This window comes from Paenibacillus wulumuqiensis (assembly GCF_000971965.1).
GTDB lineage: Bacteria > Bacillota > Bacilli > Paenibacillales > Paenibacillaceae > Saccharibacillus > Saccharibacillus wulumuqiensis.
Map to the genome: position 1 here is coordinate 151,234 of NZ_KQ040794.1, position 24,297 is coordinate 175,530.

The following is a 24,297-nucleotide window of genomic DNA, read 5'->3' on the forward strand; positions in this document are numbered from 1 at the left end:
ATGCAGCTATATTCCTTAACGAATGCCCAACAACGGATATGGTACACAGAGCTGCTGTATCCAGGCACTTCCGCATCCCAGCTCTCTGCCACTATTCGAATGACAGGGAAACTGGACCTGCCCACTTTTATGAAGGCGATCAATCTGGTTATTCGCCAGTATGACGCTTTCCGTCTGCGTATTACGACTGTAGAAGGGGAACCGCGTCAGTACGTGGTTCCTTACGAAGAACAGCAGTTTGAATGTGTAAACCTTGAGGACTTTGACAGCATGGAGCATATGGAAGCATGGCTAGACGAGCAAAAGCGTCAGGCATTGCCGGTGCTGGATGCTTGCATGTACCGCTTCCTGTTCGTGCGAATCAGTGACGAGGAATACTGGCTCAATATTAAGGTGCATCATATTATCTCCGACGGCATCTCGATGGTACTGTTCGGCAACCAGTTTACCGACTACTATATCGAAATGATGCAGGGCAAAGAGCCGGTGATCCCGGAAGACTGCTCCTATATCGATTATCTGACCGCAGAAGAGGAATATGTGCAGTCCGAGAAGTATGCCAAGGATCGCGCTTACTGGATGGACAAATTCGCCGATATCCCCGAGGTCACCGGCTGGAAATCGTACAACCCGATGACAGTCAGCACGGCTGCAGTACGGGAACATTTTGAAGTGCCAGGTTATCTCAAGGACGAGATTCATGCCTTTTGCCGAGAAAACCGGATTTCCTTGTTCCAACTGTTCATGAGCTCCATGTATGTGTACATGCACAAAATGACCAATCAACAGGATATCGTCATCGGTACTTCTCTCGCCAACCGCCGTACCAAAAAGGAAAAGCAGACGATGGGCATGTTTGTCAGTACCATTGCCGAGCGGGCGCTGGTAGACAAAGAGATGACAGTGTTTGATTTTGTCAAAGGGGTCGCCCGTGGACAAATGTCGGTACTCCGTCATCAGCAGTATCCATACAATCAGCTCATTCAGGATTTGCGGGATGCGCATCACCACAAGGATCTGCAGCGGTTATTCGGTGTCTCGATGGAATACCGTCCGATCAGCTGGGTCGACCTGGAAGGAATCCGGATTTTGACGGATTATGACTTCTGCGGAGATGAAATCAATGATCTGGTGCTGCATATTACGGAGATGCTGGATGAGGATCAGATGATACTGCATGTCGATTACCGCAAGGAACTGTTTGACCATGTAGAAATTGCCAATATGGTCGATCATCTCGGTATGATTACGGCACAGATCGTACGTTATCCGGAGATGACGATTGGCGATGTATCGCTGCTGAGTGAAGCGGAACAGCAGCAGGTGCTGTCCTTTTCCAAAATGGCTGAAGCGGATTATCCGCGTGAGCAGAATATTCACGGTCTGTTCGAACAGCAGGTGCAGCGCACGCCGCAGCATATCGCTGTGCAAATCGATGAACAGCGTCTTACATATCATCAGCTGAATGAGCAGGCCAACCGTGTTGCCCATCAGCTGCGCGACCGGGGCATCGGTGCAGATTCCCTGGTCGGTGTCATCGCAGAACGCTCGCTGGAAATGGTCGTGGGCATGCTGGCTGTACTCAAAGCCGGCGGTGCCTATGTACCGGTCGATCCGGAGTACCCGGAAGAGCGTATCCGCTATATCCTGGAAGATTCCGGTGTGCAGGTCGTGCTCAGTCAGGCTCATCTGCAGGCGCAGATTCCATTTGACGGCACATGGATCAATATTCGTGAAGCGGCCGCAGAAGGAGACAGTTCCAATCTGCCGCATGTATCGGGACCGCGGAATCTGGCCTATGTCATTTATACATCCGGTACGACCGGCAAGCCGAAAGGCACGCTGATCGAACATAAAAACGTCGTTCGCTTGCTGTTCAACGATCAGAACCGCTTTGACTTTGATGATCGTGATGTATGGACGATGTTCCACTCGTTCTGCTTTGACTTCTCGGTATGGGAAATGTATGGTGCGCTGCTGTACGGCGGCAAGCTGATCATCGTTCCTTCCATGGTCGCCAAAAGTCCGGAATCGTTCCTGCAGCTGCTCAAGCAGGAACAAGTGACCATTCTCAACCAGACGCCGACCTACTTTTACCAGCTGATGCAGGCAGAACTGGCTCATACCGGCAGCGAACTGGGTCTGCGCCAAATTATTTTTGGCGGTGAAGCGCTCAGTCCTTATTTGCTCAAGGACTGGCATGACCGCTACCCGAATACCCAGCTGATCAATATGTACGGCATTACTGAGACGACGGTCCATGTTACGTACAAAGAGATCGGTGCTGCCGAGATCGCGGCGGGCAAGAGTAATATCGGGGTGACGATTCCGACGCTCAGTGCCTATATTCTGGATGAGCAGCGCCGCCTGCAGCCGGTAGGCATCCCAGGCGAACTGCATATTGCCGGAGACGGTCTGGCCCGAGGGTATCTGAACCGTCCGGAGACGACGGCCGAGAAGTTTATCGAGCATCCGTTCCAGCCGGGCGAGCGCATGTACCGTACCGGTGACCTGGCACGCTGGCTGCCGGATGGCAATCTGGAATATCTGGGCCGGATCGACCATCAGGTCAAAATCCGCGGTTACCGGATCGAACTGGGTGAAGTGGAAGCACAGATTCTGCGCATTCCGTCGGTGCTGGAGACGATTGTACTGGCACGCCCGGATGAACAGGGACAGCATCTGCTGTGCGCCTATTACACCGCATCGGAGGAACTGCCTGCGGCAGAGCTTCGTCAACAGCTGACGGCGGCAATGCCTGCGTATATGGTACCGTCCTACTTTATCCAGCTGGATCGTATGCCGCTCACTTCGAATGGCAAGCTGGATCGCCGCGCACTGCCTGAACCGGTGACCGGTGTGCAGTCCGCTGTCGAATATGTGGCTCCCACCACACCGGAAGCGGTGCAGTTGGCCGCGCTCTGGCAGGACATACTCGGCGTGGAACGCGTCGGCATGCTCGACAATTTCTTTGAGGCAGGAGGTCATTCCCTGCGCGCTGCCCAGCTGTCTTCACGGATTCAGCAGCAGTTTGGCTGTGTGATTTCCCTGCGGGATATTTTCCAGGCACCCACGCTTGAAAGTATGTCCCTGCTGCTGCATGGTCAGATTCCGGCAGTATATGAGTCCATTGCTCCGGCAGCAAAGATGGATTATTATCCGGTATCTTCGGCGCAGAAGCGACTGTATGTACTGAGCCAGCTGGAAGGCGGCGAGACCAGCTACAATATGCCGGGTGCCTTTATGATGGAAGGTCCGCTGGATACGGAGCAGCTGGAAGCGGCTTTCCGCGCATTGATCCATCGTCATGAATCGCTGCGCACGACTTTCCATTTACAAAATGGGGAGCCGGTGCAGCATGTTCATGAACAGGTGGAATTCGCCATTGAACCTATTGAAGCCGGCGAAGCGCAGCTGGAGCAGGTCATTGAGCAATATGTACGGGCATTTGATCTAAGTAAGGCACCGCTGCTGCGGGTAGGACTCGTATCCCTTGGCCGGGAGCGTCATCTGCTGCTGTTCGACATGCATCATATTGTGTCCGACGGTATCTCGATTGCGATCCTCACCGAAGAGCTGTCCGCTCTCTATGAAGGAGAGACCCTGCCGGAACTGCGCATTCAGTATAAGGATTACGCGGTATGGCAGCATGAGCAGCTGGAGCAGGAGCGGATGAAAGAAATGGAAGCCGCGTGGCTTCGCATTTTCGAAGAAGAGATCCCGGCACTGGATCTGCCGACCGATTATGTGCGTCCGGCGGTACGTCATTTTGCCGGGAACCGGATTGATTTTGCAGCCGGATTGGCAGAAAGTGAAGCGATTCAGCAGCTGACCCGCGAGACGGGCACAACGCTGTATATGGTGCTGCTGGCAGCCTATTCGGTACTGCTGCACAAGTACACCGGTCAGAATGATCTGGTCATTGGTTCCCCTGTAGCCGGACGGCCGCAGGCAGAGCTGGAAGGCACGATCGGCATGTTCGTCAATACGCTGGCTATGCGTGTGCGTCCGGAAGGTACACGTACATTCCGCGATTATCTCGCTGAAGTGCGCGAGACAGTGCTGCATGCCTTTGACCACCAGGAATATCCGTTTGATCTGCTGGTGGATCGGCTGCAGCTGGATCGTGATTCCAGCCGCAACCCGGTATTTGATACCTTGTTTGTACTGCAAAATATGGATCGCAGCGAGCGGGGCATGGGCGATCTGCGCTTTACTCCATATCCGCAGGAAGTTAATGTCGCCAAGTTCGATCTGTCCCTCAATGCATCCGAGGAAGCGGACGGGCTGGCCTTTAGCCTGGAATATGCGACTTCGCTGTATCGCCGGGAAAGTATCGAGCGGCTGGCTGCTCATTTCCTGAAAGTCATTCAGTCGGTCAGCCAGAATGCATCGATTACGCTGAATGAGATCGAAATTATTACGCTGGCGGAGAAGCAGCAGATTGTGGAGCAGTTCAATAACACGACCGTCTCCTATCCGCATAACAGTACGATCCATGAGCTGTTCGAGGAGCAGGCCAAGCGGACACCGGATCAGATTGCGCTCGTTACCATGGATCGCAAAATGACCTATTACGAATTGGAACAGCGTTCTGCTGCACTGGCCCGCACACTGCTGGCTCAGGGGCTGCAGCCGGAAGAACCGGTAGCGGTCATGAGTACGCGAAGCATTGAGATGGTCGTGGCTCTGCTCGGTATTCTGCGTGCAGGCGGTGCCTATGTGCCGGTCGATCCGGAATATCCGGAAGATCGCGTACAGTATATGCTCAGTGATGGCGGCGTGAAGCTGATGCTCGTTCAGGATTGGGAGATGGCCCAGGGAGACTTTGGCGTCACCATACTGAATCTGCATGATAAACATGCCTATACGGATGGACATACTCTGCCGCATCCTGTCGGACATGCCGGAGCACTCGCCTACCTAATGTACACTTCCGGTACAACCGGTCGTCCCAAAGGCGTTATGATCGAGCACCGGAACGTTGTCCGTCTGGTGAGAAATACGGATTATGTGCAGCTGGATGCATCGACACGCATCCTGCAGACCGGTTCGGTTTCCTTTGACGCATCGACATTCGAGATATGGGGAGCACTGCTGAATGGCGGACAACTCTATCTGGCCGATAACGATGTCATTCTCGTGGCCGATCAGCTCAAGGAAGCGATTCGCACATGGGAAATCAACACAATGTGGCTGACGTCACCGCTGTTCAATCAGCTGACCCAGCAGGATGATCATCTGTTCACCGGCGTACATACGCTGATCGTCGGCGGTGATGTACTGTCTGTATCGCATGTGAACCGTACACTGGCAAATCATCCGGAATTGACTATTATTAACGGCTATGGTCCAACCGAAAATACAACCTTCTCGACGACACATCGCATCAGCGGACCGATCAATGGCAGCGTGCCGATCGGACGCCCGATTCACAACTCGACCGCCTATGTGGTGGACAAAGGATTCCATCTGCAGCCGGTAGGTACATGGGGTGAACTGCTGGTCGGCGGCGATGGTGTCGGCCGCGGCTATCTGAACCAGCCGGAGATGACAGCGGACAAATTCCTCAAGGACATCATTCGTCCGGGTGAGATCTGCTACCGTACCGGGGATATGGCTCGCTGGCTGCCGGACGGCACGATCGAATACAAAGGCCGGATCGATGAACAGGTCAAAATCCGCGGCTACCGGATCGAACTGCCGGAAATCGAGGCGCAGATTCTCAAGCTGGATGCTATCCGTGAAGCCGCAGTGGTCGTTCATCTGGACGAAACCGGGCAAAAGCAGCTCTGTGCGTATTACGCTGCCGAGACGGAATGTTCACCGGCGGATGTAAGGCAGCAGCTCAGCCAGCAGCTGCCGGGTTATCTGATTCCATCTTACTTTGTTCAGGTGGACCGGATTCCATTGACGGTCAATGGTAAAGTCGATCGCCGCGCACTGCCTGTACCGCAGACGGGTGTACAGCAGTCGGGACGCACCTACACCGCACCACAGACGCCGGCCGAACAGGCGCTGGCCCGTGTATGGCAGGAAGTGCTCGGTACAGGTCCGGTAGGGGTACATGATCATTTCTTCGAACTGGGCGGCGATTCGATCAAGGCGATCCAGGTATCTTCACGCCTGCTCCAGGCGGGATACCGGATGGAAATGAAGCAGCTGTTCAAATATTCAACCATTGCTCAGCTCGCTCCACTGCTGCAGTCGGCTGTACAACAGATCGACCAGAGCGCGGTAGAAGGCGAGATGGTGCTCACACCGGTACAGCGCTGGTTCTTTGAACGTAATCTGCAAGAACCGCATCATTTTAACCAGGCGGTAATGCTGTACCGTGCCGAAAGATTCGATGAATCTGTACTGGAACAGGCTGCAGGCGCACTGGCAGCTCATCATGATGTACTGCGTTCGGTATTTACTCTAACCGAGCAAGGATATCAGGCATGGAACCGCACCGCAGACGCAAGTTCCCTGTTCAGCCTGAGTGTACATGATCTGCGCGGACAGGAAGATCCAGCCGGTCAAGTGGAGCAGTTGGCAACAGATATCCAGTCCCGAATGAATCTGTCCGAGGGACCGCTGATGCAGCTGGGAATCATGCGCTGCGATGACGGTGATCATCTGCTGGTAGCGATTCACCATCTGGTGGTAGACGGCGTCTCCTGGCGGATTCTGCTTGAAGATCTGGCTGCTGCTTATGAACAGGCGGCTCAGGGGCAGAATGTACAGCTGCCGCTGAAGACACATTCGTTCCGCGAATGGGGTCAGGCACTGGCAAGTTATGTGAACAGTCCGCAGATGGACATGCACCGCAGCTACTGGCTGTCTCTGCAGGAGGAGCCGATGGCCGCTCTGCCTGCCGATCATCAGCCGGAGTCGCTGGAACGCAGCGGCAGCCGGTCCGAGACGATCCGCTGGACCGCGGAAGAGACCGATCAGCTGCTCCGCAAAGCGCATTATGCGTACCAGACCGAGACGAATGATCTGCTGCTCGCCGCACTGGGGATCGCGCTGAACAGCTGGTCTGGACAGGACCGTTTCCTCGTCAATCTGGAAGGACACGGACGCGAGCAGATTATCCCGGATATCGATATTACGCGCACGGTCGGCTGGTTTACGACCCAGTATCCATTCCTACTGCACGCTAATGGCGAAGGAAGCACTGCCGACTGGATCAAAGGCATCAAGGAAGAACTGCGCCGTATTCCGGGCAAAGGCATCGGTTATGGTCTGCTGACCCGGATGGATGATCAGCTGCCGGCAGATTACCGCGCGCTTGCGCCGGAGATTTCCTTTAACTATCTCGGTCAGTTCGACCAGGATCTGAGCAATAACGGTTTGGAGCTGTCGCCTTATTCCACTGGTGAAGCGCAGAGTCTGCGCGATTCGCTGGAATACAAGCTTGATCTGAACGGTGCCGTAGTGGATGGACAGCTGGAACTCACCATTACGTACCATGGCGGACAATATGAGTCCTCCACGATCCAACAGCTCGCCGGACAGCTGGAGCACAGCCTGCGTGAAGTACTGCAGCACTGTCTCGCCCAGGAGTACCGTGAGCTGACGCTGAGCGATATTATGGCAAAAGGCATTTCCAATAATGAACTGGAAGAACTGGTACAGCATACACGCAGTATTGGCGAGATCCAGAACATCTACAACCTGACACCTATGCAAAAAGGCATGCTGTTCCATCATCTGCTGGAGCCGCAGGATGGAGCGTACTTTGAACAGGCCGCCTTTGATGTGAAAGGCAGCTTCCAGCCGGAAGCATTCGGTCGCAGTATGGATCTGCTGGTCAGCCGTCATGACATTTTACGGACCAATTTCCATACCGACTGGGGCACTGAGCCGCTGCAGATCGTATTCCGTGACCGTCCGGCCGAGCAGGTGTATGAGGATATCCGGGGAATGGATGAGAATGCACAGGCGGAGTATATGCAGACCTTTGCCGCGAGAGACAAGGCGCGTGGGTTCGATCTGGCCGCAGGCAGTCTGCTGCGAATCTCCATCCTGCGTACAGGCGAAGAGAGCTTCCGCCTCATCTGGAGCTTCCACCATATTATTATGGATGGCTGGTGCATCCCGCTGATCACCCGCGAAGTGTTTGATTATTACTTTGCTTATATAGAAGGAAAAGAACCGGAACTGAGCGATGTGCCGCCATACAGCGAGTATATCCAGTGGCTGGAACAGCAGGATCACCAGGCGGCGGCAGGCTACTGGAGCCGTTATCTGGAAGGTTATCGTTCCCGCACACTGCTGCCGACCATCGCGGCTCCGTCCGCACGAGCGGCTTCTACGGAAAGTGGTTATATCGCCGAGCAGCTGAAATACAGTGCCGGTGAGTCGTTGACCGCCCAGCTGGAGCAGGCTGCCCGCGAACATGGTGTCACGCTGAACATCCTGATGCAATCCGTATGGGGTGTGGCATTGCAGCGGTACAATCATACCCGTGATGTGGTGTACGGTACGGTCGTATCCGGCCGTCCTGCCGAGATTCACGGTGTGGAGCAGATGATTGGATTGTTCATTAATACGATTCCTGTCCGCGTACAGACGGTACCGGGCATGACATTCCCGCAGCTGATGAAGCAGCAGCAGGAGCAGTACGTTGATGCCCAGCCGTACAGCACACATCCGTTGTTCGAGATTCAGGCGAATACCGGACAGAAGCAGGAACTGGTCTCCCATATTCTCGTATTCGAGAATTATCCGGTCGAGCAGGAAATGGAACAGGCTGGCGGTGAGAAATCGACATTTGAGATTCAGGATGCCGAGCTGCAGGAGCAGACCAGCTATGACTTTAACCTGATCGTACTGCCGGGACGTGATATGCAGCTGATGTTCCAATACAATGCCGCTGTGTACAGTTCCGAAGATATAGAGCGGATGCAGCAGCATGTCGTCTGCCTGCTGGAACAGGTAGCTGCCCGGCCGCAGATCGCGGTGGATGAGCTGTCCCTGATTGATGGCGAACAATACCAGCTGCCTGCATGGAAACTGGCGGCGGAATATCCGCAGTCATCGCTGCTGTCCCGTCTGTCCGCTCTGGAACATAATGCAGAGCAGGAACAGGCGTATGAGCTGGTCATCGTCGATCGCCAGCAGCGCCATCAGCCGGTAGGCGTAATGGGCGAACTGTGCATTGCTGTCGAAGCGCTGAGTGATGATGCTGTCGGACAGCATATCCGTACGCTGGAACAGTCCAATCATCCGCTGCATGATGGCGAGCAGGTATATCATACCGGTGAACTGGCCCGCTTGCTGCCGGATGGAACGATTGAATACATGGGCCTGCTGGCCGATCTGGAGCTGGCTGGTTCAGCAGTACCGGAAGCGGCAGCATTCCAGGCACCGCGTACAGAGACCGAGATCGCACTGGCCGCGATCTGGCAGGATATTCTCGGTGTCGATAAGATCGGTGCGACCGATAACTTCTTTGACCTTGGTGGTCATTCCCTGCGAGTAGCCCTGATGGCTTCACGCATTCGCAAAGAGCTGCATCGCGAGATCAAGCTGCGCGAGGTCTTCGAAGCACCGACGATTGCCGAACTGGCTCTCGTGTTGGATGGTCAGGAACAACAGAGCACAGCGGATATTCCGGCAGCGACAGCGCGGGAATACTATCCGTTATCTTCGGCACAGAAGCGGCTGTTCATTCTTGGACAAATGGAAAATGGCAAAGTCAGCTACAATATGCCCGGTGTTATGCAGGTCGACGGGCCGCTGGATCGTACCCGTCTGGAAGAAGCATTCCGCGATCTGATCCGGCGCCATACATCACTGCGCACCCGTTTCATTACGGTAGAGGGTGAACCGGTACAGCAGATTCTGGAGCAGGTTCCTTTTGCCATCAATTGTGAGACGGCGAGCGAGGAACAGGCAGAGCAGTTTATCAGCCAGTTTGTACGTCCATTCGATCTGGCCCAGGCTCCGCTGCTGCGTGTAGGTCTGATCCAGCTGGCGGAGGAGCGTCATCTGCTGCTGTTCGATATGCACCATATCATTTCCGATGGTGTCTCGATGAATATTCTGATTGAAGAAGTCGTTCGTTATTATCATGGCGAGCAGCCGGCGCCATTGTCCATTCAGTATGTGGACTATGCCGTCTGGCAGCAGGAGCGTATCCACAGTGAGGCGATGCGTCAGCAGGAAGCCTACTGGCTGGAGACATTCCGCGGCAGTCTGCCGGTGCTGGATCTGCCGACCGATGAAGTACGTCCGGCGGTACGTGATTTTGCCGGTCATACGATCTCGTTCCGTATTGATTCAGAAATGAGCCGTTCGCTGCATGAACTGGCCGCACAGACAGGCTCGACGCTGTTCATGGTTATGCTGGCCGCGTACAAGACCATGCTGCACAAATACACCGGTCAGGAAGATATCGTCGTCGGTTCCCCGGTAGCGGGCAGACCGTACGACAATCTGCAGGAAATGATTGGCATGTTCGTCGGTACGCTGCCGCTGCGCACGTATCCGGAAGGCAAGAAGAGCTTTGCCGATTATGTGCAGGAAGTGAAGGATATCGCACTGCAGGCATTTGATCATCAGGAGTATCCGTTTGAAGAACTGGTGGAGAAACTGAACATTCCGCGTGATCTGAGCCGCAATGCGCTGTTTGATACGATGTTTGTTCTGCAAAATATGGAGCAGACCGAGCGTACGATCCAGGGACTGCAGTTTACCCCGTACGAGCTGTCCCATCCGGCAGCCAAGTTCGATCTCACCCTGACGGTTACGGAATCGGACGATGCGCTGGAGTGCACACTTGAATACGCCACTTCCCTGTACAAACAGGAGACAATCGAGCGTATGGCCGGTCATTTCGTACAGCTGATCCAATTCGCTATTCGGCAGCCGGATGCACCACTGGCCGAGCTGGATATGGTGACACCGGCGGAGAAAGCACTGCTGATGCTGCAATCGGCCGGTCTGCCTGCAGACTATCCGCGGGAAGAGAGCATTCACAGCCTGTTCACCGTACAGGCGTCACGTACACCGGAAGCGGTAGCGGTTCGATTGAATGATCAGCTGCTCACTTACGGTGAACTGGATGAACGTACCAATGCACTGGCACGCAGATTGCGTCAGCTGGGTGTAGAGCGTGATCATCTGGTCGCTGTCGTGGCAGACCGTTCACTGGAAATGATCGTCGGCATGATCGCCATTCTCAAGGCTGGCGGCGCGTATGTACCGGTAGATGCCGATTATCCGGAGGAGCGTATCCGGTTCATGCTGGAAGACTCCGGCAGTCAGCTGCTGCTGCTGCGCGGGGAGCTGCGCCATCAGTTTGCTCATTTCACAGGAACGATGATTGAGCTGGACGATGCTGCATCCTACAGCGAGTCGGCGGCACCGCTTCAATCGATCAGCCGTCCGGAAGATCTGGCGTATGTTATCTACACTTCCGGTACAACCGGCAAGCCAAAAGGCACATTGATCGAACATCGCAACGTAGTACGGCTGCTGTTCAATGACCGCAATCTGTTCGACTTTGGTCCGGGTGATACATGGACATTGTTCCATTCCTGCTGCTTCGACTTCTCTGTCTGGGAGATGTATGGAGCTCTGCTGTACGGAGGATGTCTGGTGATCGTACCGGCCATGACCGCGAAGAGTCCGGAGCAGTTCCTGCAATTGCTCAAGGATCGTCAGGTCACCGTGCTGAATCAGACACCGACCTACTTCTACCAGCTGATGCAGGAAGAGCTGGGTCATACCGGCAGCGATCTGGGACTGCGCATGATTATCTTTGGCGGGGAAGCACTCAGCCCGGCACTGCTCGGGGAATGGAGAAGCCGCTACCCGCATGTACAGCTGATCAATATGTACGGTATTACCGAGACGACCGTCCATGTCACATACAAGGAAATTACCGAGACCGAGATCGCACTCGGCCGCAGCAATATCGGTACGACTATTCCGACACTGGGCGCTTATATCCTGAACGAACAGCGTCATCTGCAGCCAATCGGTATCGCCGGGGAAATGTACATTACCGGTGACGGACTGGCACGCGGTTACCTGAACCGTCCGGAGACAACGGCCGAGAAATTTATCGAGCATGCCTTTGTACCGGGTGAGCGTATGTACCGCTCCGGTGACCTGGCACGCTGGCTGCCGGATGGCAGTATCGAATATCTGGGCCGGATCGACCATCAGGTCAAAATTCGCGGTTACCGGATTGAGCTGGGTGAAGTGGAATCCAGACTGCTGCAGGTGGATGCTGTCCGGGAAGCGGTCGTTATCGCTCATACCGAAGCATCCGGGCAAAAGTCACTGGCCGCCTACTTTACAGCGGATATTCCGCTTACTGCCAGCACGCTGCGCAGTGAAATGGCGAATGAACTGCCGGGTTATATGATCCCGTCCTATTTTGTACAAATGGAACAAATGCCGCTGACGCCAAACGGCAAGCTGGATCGCCGCGCACTGCCGCAGCCGGAAGCAGGCGTATGGACCGGTGCTGCTTATGAAGCGCCGCGTACACCGGCCGAGGAAGCGCTGGCTCAGGTATGGCAGGGCATTCTCAGAACACAGCAGATCGGGATTCATGATCATTTCTTCGATCTGGGTGGCGATTCGATCAAGGCCATCCAGATTTCGTCCAGACTGTTCCAGGTCGGCTACAAGCTGGAGATCAAGGACCTGTTCAAATATCCGACGATTGCCGAACTGAGTCCACATCTGCAGGCGGCCGGACGAATGGCCGAGCAGGGCGAGATTACCGGAGCAGCCGAACTGCTGCCGATCCAGCACTGGTTCTTCGAGCGTCATCTGGCTGAGCCGCATCATTACAATCATGCCATTATGCTGCATCGTGCAGACCGGTTCGAAGAGCAGCCGCTGCGAATGACGATGGATGCGGTAGTGAAGCATCATGATGCACTTCGCATGATTTTCCGCAAGGGAGAACACGGGTATACCGCCTGGAACCGGAGTGCGGGCGAAGGTGCACTGTATACACTGAACACATTGGATATCCGTTCCGCCGCAGATCCGGAAGAAATGATTCGCAGCGAAGCGAACCGCGTACAATCCAGCTTTGATCTGACACACGGGCCGCTTGTGCAAATGACATTGTTCCAGGCGATGGATGGAGATCATCTGCTGATCGTTATTCATCATCTGGTCGTCGATGGCGTCTCCTGGCGGATTCTGTTCGAAGATATTGCGACAGGGTATGAACAGGCATTAAATGGACAGACTGTGGCACTGCCGCAGAAGACCGATTCCTATCGTCTGTGGGCGAACGAGCTGGCTGAATATGCTGCCGGTTCCGCGCTGGAACAGGAACGCAGTTACTGGAATGCGGTTAGCGGAGGCTATATCGCACCGCTGCCAAAAGATTACGATGCTTCACCGGGTACAGTCGCTGACAGCGAATCGGTACAGGTATCCTGGTCCGCCGAAGATACGGAGCTGCTGCTGCGTCAGGCGAACCGTGCGTACTATACCGAGACCAATGATCTGCTGCTGACCGCACTGGGCATGGCGCTGCGCGACTGGGCAGGCACGGAGCAGGTACTGATTAACCTGGAAGGTCACGGGCGTGAGATGATTCTGCCGGATATGGATATTACCCGTACGGTCGGCTGGTTTACGACCCAGTATCCGGTTGCCCTGCACGTACCGGAGCATGTGGATATCTCTCCACTGATCCGTCAGGTCAAGGAAACCCTGCGTGCCGTTCCGGAGAAAGGCATCGGCTACGGACTGCTGAAGTATATGAACGATCAGGGCCTTGCTGCAGATGCTGCCGAGCCGGAAGTTTCCTTTAACTATCTGGGACAGTTTGACCAGGATCTGGACAACAACGCACTGAGCATGTCACGTTACAGTGTGGGCGAGTCGCTGGGCAGCCAGACACCGCTGCACTATGCACTTGATCTGAACGGTATGATCGCGGAAGGACAGCTGTCGATCTCCATTATGTACAGCCGCAACCAGTATCAGCCGGAGCGCATTCGTCAGCTGGCGGATATGCTGAAATCCCGTCTGACCATGGTCATCCGTCATTGTGCAGTTCAGGAGCAGCCGCAGCTGACTCCAAGTGATCTGCTGTTCAAAGGATTGACGATTACCCAGCTGGATCGTCTGCTGGAGCGTACGTCATCAGCCGGGGAACTGGAAGATGTGTACCAGCTTACTCCGATGCAAAAGGGAATGCTGTTCCACAGCCTGATGGAGCCGGACAGTGTGACTTATTTTGAACAGGCCAGCTTTGAACTGCGCGGTCAGGTCAATGTCGAAGCGTTCCGGGGAAGTCTGCAGGCACTGATGAGCAGACATGCTATCCTGCGCACCAGCTTCTACAGCAATATTCATGATGAGCCGCTGCAGGTCGTATTCCGCACGAGAGAGATGCCGGTTGATTATATGGATCTGCGTTCCCTTTCCAGGGAAGAACAGCAGCAGCGGATGCAGCAGTATGAAGCGCAGGATATGCAGCGTGGATTCCGTCTGGATACCGATCCGCTGATGAGAGCGACGATCTTCCATCTGGACCATGGCTGCCGGGTATTGTGGAGCTTCCATCATATTATTATGGACGGCTGGTGTATCCCGATCGTCACCGGTGAGATTTTCACTCATTATACGGCGCTGTGTCAGCATCAGCAGGCTGAACTGCCGCCTGCACCGCAGTACAGTACGTATATCGAATGGCTGAACCGGATGGATCAGGATGCCGCTTCGTCTTACTGGCAGCATTATCTTGCCGACTATGAAGGGCATACTCTACTACCGGAGACAGCCAAAACATCCGGTGGCGCCTATGTGCTGGAAGAACAGATTCTGCAGCTGGGAAGTGAACTGACTGCCCGCCTTGATCAGATTGCAAGGCAGCACCAGGTAACGGTCAATACCCTGCTGCAATCGGCGTGGGGCATTATCCTGCAGCAGTACAATAGAAGCAGGGATGCGGTATTTGGCGGCGTCGTCTCCGGTCGTCCGGCAGCGATTCCGGGCATCGAGGACATGGTCGGACTGTTTATCAACACCGTACCGGTCCGCGTGCAGTCACTGGCAGACGATACCTTCACCGGCATAATGCGCCGTGTGCAGGAACAGTCGCTGGCTGGCGGAAGCTATGATACGTATCCGCTGTACGAGATCCAGAATTATACCGAGCAAAAGCAGGATCTGATCTCGCACATTATGATCTTTGAGAATTATCCGCTCGATGAGCAGGTGGAACAGTCCGGTAATGAAGATGCAGATGCACTTGAAGTGGCTGATTTCCAAATGTTCGAGCAGACCAACTATGATTTCAACCTGATCGTTATTCCGGGACAGGATATCCGTATCTGTCTGCGCTATAATGCTTCGGTGTACCAGCAGGATACGATTGCCCGCACCCGCGGACATCTGCTGCAGCTGCTGGAACAGGTAGCTGCACAGCCGGAAATACCGGTCGATCAGCTGGCATTGATCACGCCTGCCGAACAGCAGATGCTGCTGGAGACATGGCGCGGCATGGACGCGGATTACCCGGCGGATCACTGCATCCATCATCTGTTCGAAGAACAGGTACGTCGGACACCGGACGCTATCGCCGCTGTCTGCGGAGAGCGCTGTATGACTTTCCGAGAGCTGGATGAGCAGTCGAATCGCTTGGCCAATTACCTGGCAGCTCGCGGACTGGGCAAAGGAAATACGGTCGGCCTGCTGCTGGACCGTTCGCCGGAACTGATCGTCTCGATCCTGGCGGTACTCAAGCAGGGCGCCGTGTTCATCCCGATTGATCCGGAGTATCCGCAGGATCGTACGGAATACATTTTGCAGGATTCCGGTGTACAGATTTTGCTGACACAGCGTCATCTAAATGGAACGGTAGCCTTTGACGGACTGACCCTGGAAGTGGATCAGCCGGCAAGCTACAGCGATAATGCAGAGCGTCCGGATGTACAGGTCGTGCATGAAGATCTGATCTACATGATCTATACTTCCGGTACAACCGGCAAGCCAAAAGGAACGATGATTACGCATCGGGGGCTGCTCAACTATATCTGGTGGGCCGAGAAGATGTATACCGACGGTACAGCCATGAGCTTCCCGCTGTACTCCTCCATTTCCTTTGACCTGACGTATACGTCGATCTTCACACCGCTCATTACCGGCGGCCAGATCGTTATCTACGATGCGGCAGACAAAATTGGTGTGATTCAGCAGATCGTACGTGAAAATGCAGTGGATATTCTCAAACTGACACCGACGCATCTGAGCTTTTTCAAAGACATTCAGCTGCCGGAGCAGTGCCGTATCCGCAAGTTTATCGTCGGCGGGGAGAATCTGAACACCCAGCTGGCGCATGCAATCTATGAAATGTATAACGGAGACGTGGACATTTATAACGAATACGGTCCGACCGAGACGGTCGTTGGCTGTATGATTTATCGCTATGATCCGGCTACCGATCAGGGCGAGTCCGTACCGATCGGTCTGCCGGCGGACAACTTTAACATTTACCTGCTGAATGAACAGATGCAGCTCGTGCCGGTAGGTGTGGGCGGAGAAATGTACATCAGCGGCGACGGTGTGGCACCGGGTTATCTCAACCGTCCGGAGCTGACAGCAGAGCGGTTTATGGACGATCCGTTCGTGCCGGGCAGACGCATGTACCGTGCCGGTGATCTGGCGAGACGATTGCCGTCCGGAGCGATCGAGTACCTCGGCCGGATGGATCATCAGGTCAAAATCCGCGGTTATCGCATTGAGCTGGGCGAGGTGGAAGCCCGCCTGCTGGATCTGCCGACCGTCGAAGAAACGATTGTAGTCGCCTGGAAAGACCCTGCCGGTCAGACATCCCTGTGTGCGTACTTTGTCGCAGACCGTGAATGGACGATCAGCGAACTGCGCGAACAGCTGGCCCGTGAGCTGCCATCCTATATGATTCCGTCGTACTTTGTACAGCTGGATCGGATGCCGCTGACACCAAACGGCAAGCTGGATCGCAAAGCGCTGCCGGACCCGGATCTGAGCACACTGTCCAGCAGTACCGCCTATGTGGCACCGCGTAATGAAGCGGAGCAGGCCCTGGCCGAAGTATGGCAGAGCACACTGGGTACAGCCGCTGTCGGCATCCATGATCATTTCTTCGAACTGGGTGGCGACTCGATCAAGGCGATTCAGGTCTCTTCCCGCCTGCTCAATCTGGGCTACAAGCTGGAGATCAAGAACCTGTTTACATTCCCGACGATTGCCGAGCTGGCTCCTCAGCTGAGCCAGGTTCGTCATACCGCCGATCAGTCGGAAGTGACCGGTGAAGTGAGACTGACCCCTGCACAGCAGTGGCTATTCGAGCATCAGCAGCAGGATCTGCATCATTTCAACCAATCGGTCATGCTGTATTATCCGGGTCACATGAATACGGCCGCTCTGGAAAAAGCCATCGTGAAGATGACCCATCATCATGATGCCCTGCGTACCGTTATCCGCATGCAGGATGGTCAGCGAACCTCATGGAACCGCAGTATACAGGAAGGTCCTTTCCATACACTGGAAATCGTGGACATCGCGTCCGCTTCCGATCCGGAGTCCGCGGCGGCAGCACATGCCCAGCGGATTCAGGAAAGTCTGTCGATTACCGAAGGACCGCTGATGAAGCTGGCACTATTCCAGGATACAGACGGAGATCATCTGCTGATCGTAATTCATCATCTGGTCGTCGATGGCATCTCCTGGCGCATCTTGCTGGAAGATCTGGAAAATGGCTATGAACAGGCCTGCCGCGGCGAAAGTATCAAGCTGCCGCAGAAGACCGACTCCTATCGCGCCTGGGCGGACGGAATTGCCCTTTATGCGGATAGTGAGCAGGCAGAAGTTGATCGCCGGTACTGGTCACAGCTGCCGGATCAATTTGCCGAGCTGCCCAAGGATGAAGATCATCCGGTACTGCATGTACAGGACAGCGAATCGGTTACGGTCGAGTGGAGCAGGGAAGTCACTGCCCAGTTCCTCAAAAAGGCTTATCGTGCCTACAATACCGAAGCCAATGATCTGCTGCTGACCGCGCTTGGCATGGCGGTTCGACAGTGGAGCGGAATCGAACAGGTAGCGATTATCCTGGAAGGTCACGGACGGGAAGAACTGGTACCGGATCTGGATATCAGCCGCACCGTGGGCTGGTTTACCAGTCAGTATCCGGTTGTGCTGGATATGTCCGAACTGGAGCCGGGTGCAGCGATCAAGACGATCAAGGAAGGACTGCGCCGCATTCCGAACAAAGGGGCAGGCTATGGCATTCTGAAATACATGTCTGTCAATGAAAGCCAATGGACGAACCGCCGCGAACCGGAGATTGCCTTTAACTATCTGGGTCAATTCGATGACGGACAGACCGATGGACTGCTGCAAATGTCCACCTATCCGACCGGACGCGAAGTCAGCGGACAGATGATCCAGCATCAGGCACTCAATATGAACGGCCTGATCGCAGATGATGTACTGAAACTGACAATCAGCTACAACAACCGTCAATATCGCAAAGAGACGATAGATCGTCTCGCCAGCCTGCTGCAGCAGTGCTTCAGCCAGGTTATCGAACACTGCGTATCCAGACAGCGTACATCACTTACACCGCATGACGTACTGCTCAAGGAAGCGACCCTCGAGCTGATCGAGGCGCTGGAAGTGCAGACTGCTTCCATTGGTGAGATGGAGAATATGTACTCCCTGACACCAATGCAAAAAGGGATGCTGTTCCACAATCTGCTGGATTCCCGTTCGGAAGTGTATTTTGAGCAGGGACGGTTTGAACTGCAGGGCAGCTTTGATATCGCCGACTTTGAACGCAGCTTCAACCATATGATTCAGCGTCATGCCATTCTGCGCACCAACTTCTACAGCGGCTATCATGATCTGCCGGTGCAGGTGGTGTTCAGGGATCGTCCTGTCCGGATTGCCTATGAAGACCTGCGCAGCTGGAGCGGACATGAACAGCAGCTGCAGATCGACGCACTGATGACCAAGGACAAGCAAAAAGGATTCGATTTGGCCCGTGATCCGCTGCTGCGTGTAACGGTGATGCAGACCGCAGACGATTGTCATCTGCTGCTGTGGAGTTTCCATCATATTATTATGGATGGATGGTGCATGCCGCTCGTGATCCAGGAAGTATTCGATACGTATGCCGCACTGCATGAAGGCCGCGAACCGGAGCTGCCGGATACCGTACCATACAGCCGTTATATCCAGTGGCTGGATGAGCGCGGAGAAGCAGAAGCGTCCGCCTACTGGAAAGAATACCTGTCCGGTTATGATCGTCAGACGCTGATTCCACAGGCACGCCTGCAGGGTCAGTCCAAGCAGTACCAGTCCGAGAAAATGGAATTCGCCCTCGGTACAGCGCTGACCGAACGTCTGGAGCAGCTGGCCAAGCGCCACCGGGTAACGATGAACATTCTGATGCAATCCGCCTGGGGTCTGGTGCTGCAGCGGTATAATGCCAGCCGTGATGTGGTCTTTGGCAGCGTCGTCTCCGGGCGTCCAGCCGAGATTCAGGGCATTGAGAGCATGATTGGCCTGTTTATTAATACTGTGCCGGTTCGTGTGCAGGCGCTGGAGGAAGACAGCTTTGCCGATATGCTGGTACGCCAGCAGCAGCTGTACGTACAGGGTCATGATTATGACTTCTATCCATTATATGAAGTACAGGCACGGAGCGATCAGAAGCAGGAACTTATCTCGCATATTATGGTATTTGAGAATTATCCGGTTCAGGAAGAACTGGATGAGCGCCAGGTCGGCGGCAAGTCCGGCTTTGAGATTACCGATGTGCAGATGTTTGAACAGACGAACTATGACTTTAACCTGATCGTCATGCCGGGATCGAATCTGCAGGTATTGTACCGCTACAACGGTATCGTGTACGAGCAGGAAAGCATTGAACAGATTCAGGCCCATCTGGTACAGATCCTCGAGGAAGTGGCTGCCGATCCTGCCATGCCGGTGAACCGGCTGGATATGATGACCACTGCCGAACAATCGATGATTCTGGATCAGTGGAACGACACGGCAGCGCCAATCCGCACCGACAGCACGCTGTACAGCGTACTGGAAGAGCAGGCTGCACGTATGCCGGATCATCCGGCACTGATCAGCGGCAGTCAGGAGCTTACCTATGACGAGCTGAACCGCAGAGCCAATGCACTGGCACGTACCCTGCGGGCAAGCGGAGTCACACCGGATCAGCCGGTGGCGATCATGCTGGAACGTTCTCTGGATATGATGGTCGGTATTCTGGCGATTCTCAAAGCCGGCGGTGCCTATGTACCGGTTGATCCGGAATTCCCGGAAGAGCGGATTCGCTACATGCTGGAAGATTCGGGAGCCCAGCTGATGCTGACTCGTGCCGCATGGCAGAATCTGATTCCGCTGGCCCATATTCAATTGGTCGATATCGATGACGCTGCCAGCTATGCTGCAGACGAGTCCAATCTGGAGCCGCTGTCGAGACCGGAACATCTTGCCTATATCATCTATACTTCCGGTTCCACCGGCCAGCCCAAAGGGGTCATGATTGAACACCGCTCCGCAGTCAATCTGCTGGATCAGCTGCAGGCCGATTATCCGATGCAGCCGGGCGACCGTTTCCTGCAGAAAACGACGATCACGTTTGACTTCTCCATTCCGGAGCTGTTCAGCTGGTTCTTCGGCCCGGGCACACTCGTTATCCTGCCGCCAGGCGATGACAAGAATCCGGCTGCTCTGCTGGAAGCGATCGAGAAGCAGCGGATTACGCATCTCAATCTGGTGCCGTCGATGCTGCAGATTCTCGTGCAGCAGCTCAAGGTCAGCGGACGTGACAGTATGCGCAGCCTGAAATACCTGTTTGCCTGCGGTGAGATTCTGCCGGCGCGTCTGGTCGGCGAATATTACAAAGTTTCTCCGCATGGACGACTGGAAAATATCTATGGCCCGACCGAAGCGACCGTATATGCAACGCGCTATACAACAACACCGACCACAGCGGCACTGCCGCTCGTACCGGTCGGCAAGCCGTATGGCAATATGGAAGTGCTGGTCGTGGACGAACATGCAAGGCTCGTACCGGTCGGCGTACCAGGGGAACTCGTGATTGCCGGTAAAGGTCTGGCGAGAGGCTATCTCAACAAGCCGGAGCTGACCGCTGTACAGTTTGCCGCCCATCCGTACAAGCCGGGCGAGCGCATTTACCGGACTGGTGATATGGCCAGATGGCTGCCGGACGGCAATATCGAATACCTGGGACGGATGGATCATCAGGTCAAAATCCGTGGTTACCGGATTGAACTGGGTGAAGTGGAATCGCAGCTGCTGCGCATTCCGGCAGTACAGGAGACCGTCGTACTGGCACTCCAGGATGCAGGCGGAAGCGCTCAACTGTGCGCCTACTTTGTCGCCAGTCAGCCGCTGAGCGCGGGAGAATTGCGCAAGGCACTGGCCGAGGAACTGCCTGCCTACATGATTCCAAGTGCCTTTATCCAGCTGGAACAGATGCCGCTGAATGTGAACGGCAAGCTGGATCGCAAAGCACTGCCTGCACCGGAGCAGCTGCTGCAATCGTCGGCAGATTACGTCGCACCGGTCACTGCGCTGGAACAGCAGCTGGCTGATATCTGGAGTGATGTGCTCGGCGTGGAACATGTCGGCATGAACGATAACTTCTTCGAACGGGGAGGACATTCACTCAAAGTACTGACGCTGATTCAGCGGATTCAGCAGGAACTGAATATGGAGATCGGTCTGCAGACCGTATTTGCTCATCCGGTACTGAAAGACCTGCTGCTGCAGCTCGATCAGAGCGCATCCGGTGACAGCAATGCTGGAGAAGAGATGGAGATCATCCGCTTCCACAGCCGCAGTGATCGCAAAGTATTCTGCTTTCCGCCTCGGGTCGGTTACTCGCTCGGTTATTACGAGATGGCCCGTGAGCTGCAGCAGGATGCGGAAGTGATCGGTCTGGAGTTTATCGGTGACCGTCTGCAAGGTGAAGAGATGCTGGAGCAGTATGTGGATACCATTACCAATATTCAGCAGCAAGGTCCGTATGTATTCCTGGGATATTCCCTTGGCGGCAACCTGGCCTTTGAAGTTGCCCGGGCGATGGAAGCACGCGGATACACCGTGAGCGATGTCATCATGGTCGATTCCATGCGCAAGACAGCTCCGGATGAGATGACTCCGGCAGAAATGGAGCATATCGTCGATACCGTACTGAACAGCGTAGCCGATCAATACCGCGAATTCCTGGCGAACCCGGATGATCGCGCGGGGGTACGAAGCAAGATGCTGGTCTATTCCGCTTACCGTAACGAACTGATCAATGCCGGTGAGATCCGTGCCAATATCCATGCACTGATCGCCGAAGTGGATTGCAGCGGTTCACAGCCTACAGATCATCTGAAGTGGCAGCAGTCCACTTCCGGTCAGTACGTCGAATATCCGGTAGAGGGTACCCATGATGTACTGCTGGATTCGGAACATGTGGGAGTGAATACATCCGTTATCCGCCAAATTCTGGCGCAGACGGCTGTACAGGCTGAGCAGGAGAAGCCAATCCTGTCCTGACCGTTGATAGTAAACCAATTCATGGATACCGATGTTTGAACAGGTATTTCGGCGCCGAACCGTATGGGACTGTATAGCGATCCCATGCAGTGAAGCTGACATTATCACAGGACCGTATGTGAACACAAAAAGGAACACGCTGGGCTTCAGTCAAACCCAGCGTATTCCTTTTTTACGTTCGCTTCCAAAAGATTTTCCAATTTGGAATTCGGTGATATTCAGCTGTCTGATCAGGAAGAGGCGGCAGCCGCTCCTTTGCTGCCGCCAGCAGGGGATTTCTCCCGGATCTCTGCCAGCAGCTCTTCAATCACCCGGATAACCAGCTTAGGCTGATCATGAATAATCATGTGCTCACTTTTCTTGGCTATAATCAGTTTGCTGTTATGAGAAATGGAAAGCATCTCGCGCTGCCCAATCTGCCAGCTCCTCTCAATCTTGTCGTTCGCTTCTTCGCTGATCCCAAAGCGAGTCAAATCCTGTTCCTGGCCACGGGCAATCACCCGGACCGGCAGATCACCAAGATTTTGATTGCGGATGGCATCTTCGGTTGTACTGGCAAGCTTTCCTTCTTCGGAGACGGCTTTAAAGTATTTCGGCGACGCCACCACATTGACGAAATCCTTACGGTCTTCCGGCTCGACCCTTCCGGTCAGCATGAAGTTGGGGAACAGGCGGAAAGCCCCTACCTCCGTCAGGAAAATGGAAATATACGGAGACGGTGTGGAACTGCCGGCATGTTCCTCTTTATAGATCGGCTCTGTACGCTCTGCATCATTCTCCGGCCGGGCATCGATCAATACCATGCCTGCTATTTCATCCGGATACGTCTGGGCGAACAGCCGGGTATACATGCCGCCGAGTGAGTGACCGGCGAGCAGATAGGGACCGCGAATATCGGCTTTTTGCAGGGCGGTGTGCAGCTCCTTGACGATATTCTGTCCGGTACGCGGCAGCGGGCTGCTGTCACTCCAGGCATAGCCTGCACGGTCATAGGTGACGACGGTAGCGCCTGTAGAGGCTGCCAGCTGCTCGGGAATCTGCCTCCAGGACAGACTGGACTCTCCGCTGCCAGCTTCCAGCAGGATGGTCGGTGATCCGCTACCATAAGTGTGCACATGCAGCCGGTAACCGTTAATGTCGATCATTTTGCCGGGCGGCGGATAGCTCGCCTGGGATTGCCTGGAAGCGATATGTTCATAAATGAATCCTGCTGCCAGCAGCAGAATGATCACTCCAACCAGCGAAATAAAAGTGCGGAGGAGGATCTTTTTCCAGGAGCGTCCGCTTTTGCGGGGTTCTGCAGAGTTGGATGTTTTCATGAGTAGGGTAATCCTTTCCTTCAATAATAGGCATTGCAAACAGGCGTTGCAGAAAGCACGAAGACGTTACAGATCGATAGTGAACTTTGAATATCGACAAAAGCCTTACAGATCCGTAGAGGTTCCATGGATACAACCTTTGTGCTTTTTTAAAATGTCCACAACCTCTACTCGTATATTGGACAGGAAGAGGAATTTTTAACTACTTATTCAGCATAATCGCCCAATATCAATCTCTGGGTGGAGTCACAAAAGGAATAGGAAGCGTAAAGGAGGAGTTCTTTTCGTTTGGTGTGAGAATTTTGTGGTTAAATCAGCAAAGGGAACAAGCTGGATTTTGTTTTTGCGGCGCAAAGGTGTATACTTGTAAAGTAGTGAGAAACCGTAACTTACTTATTAGTTACTATCAATATTCTGATCTCCA

2 protein-coding genes are annotated in these 24,297 nt (G+C 54.4%); one reads left to right on the forward strand and one right to left on the reverse strand.

The features are described from left to right. The gene (locus tag WH45_RS05715) at positions 1-22,554 is read left to right on the forward strand and encodes a non-ribosomal peptide synthase/polyketide synthase (RefSeq protein ID WP_046213433.1); all 22,554 of its coding nucleotides are present in this window, start codon (positions 1-3) and stop codon (positions 22,552-22,554) included. A 230-nt stretch (positions 22,555-22,784) separates the two neighbouring features. Here the strand turns inward: WH45_RS05715 and WH45_RS05720 are convergent, their stop codons facing one another. After that, the gene (locus WH45_RS05720) at positions 22,785-23,873 is read right to left on the reverse strand and encodes an alpha/beta fold hydrolase (RefSeq protein WP_046213434.1); all 1,089 of its coding nucleotides are present in this window, start codon (positions 23,871-23,873) and stop codon (positions 22,785-22,787) included. Between the last annotated feature and the right edge of the window lie 424 nt (positions 23,874-24,297).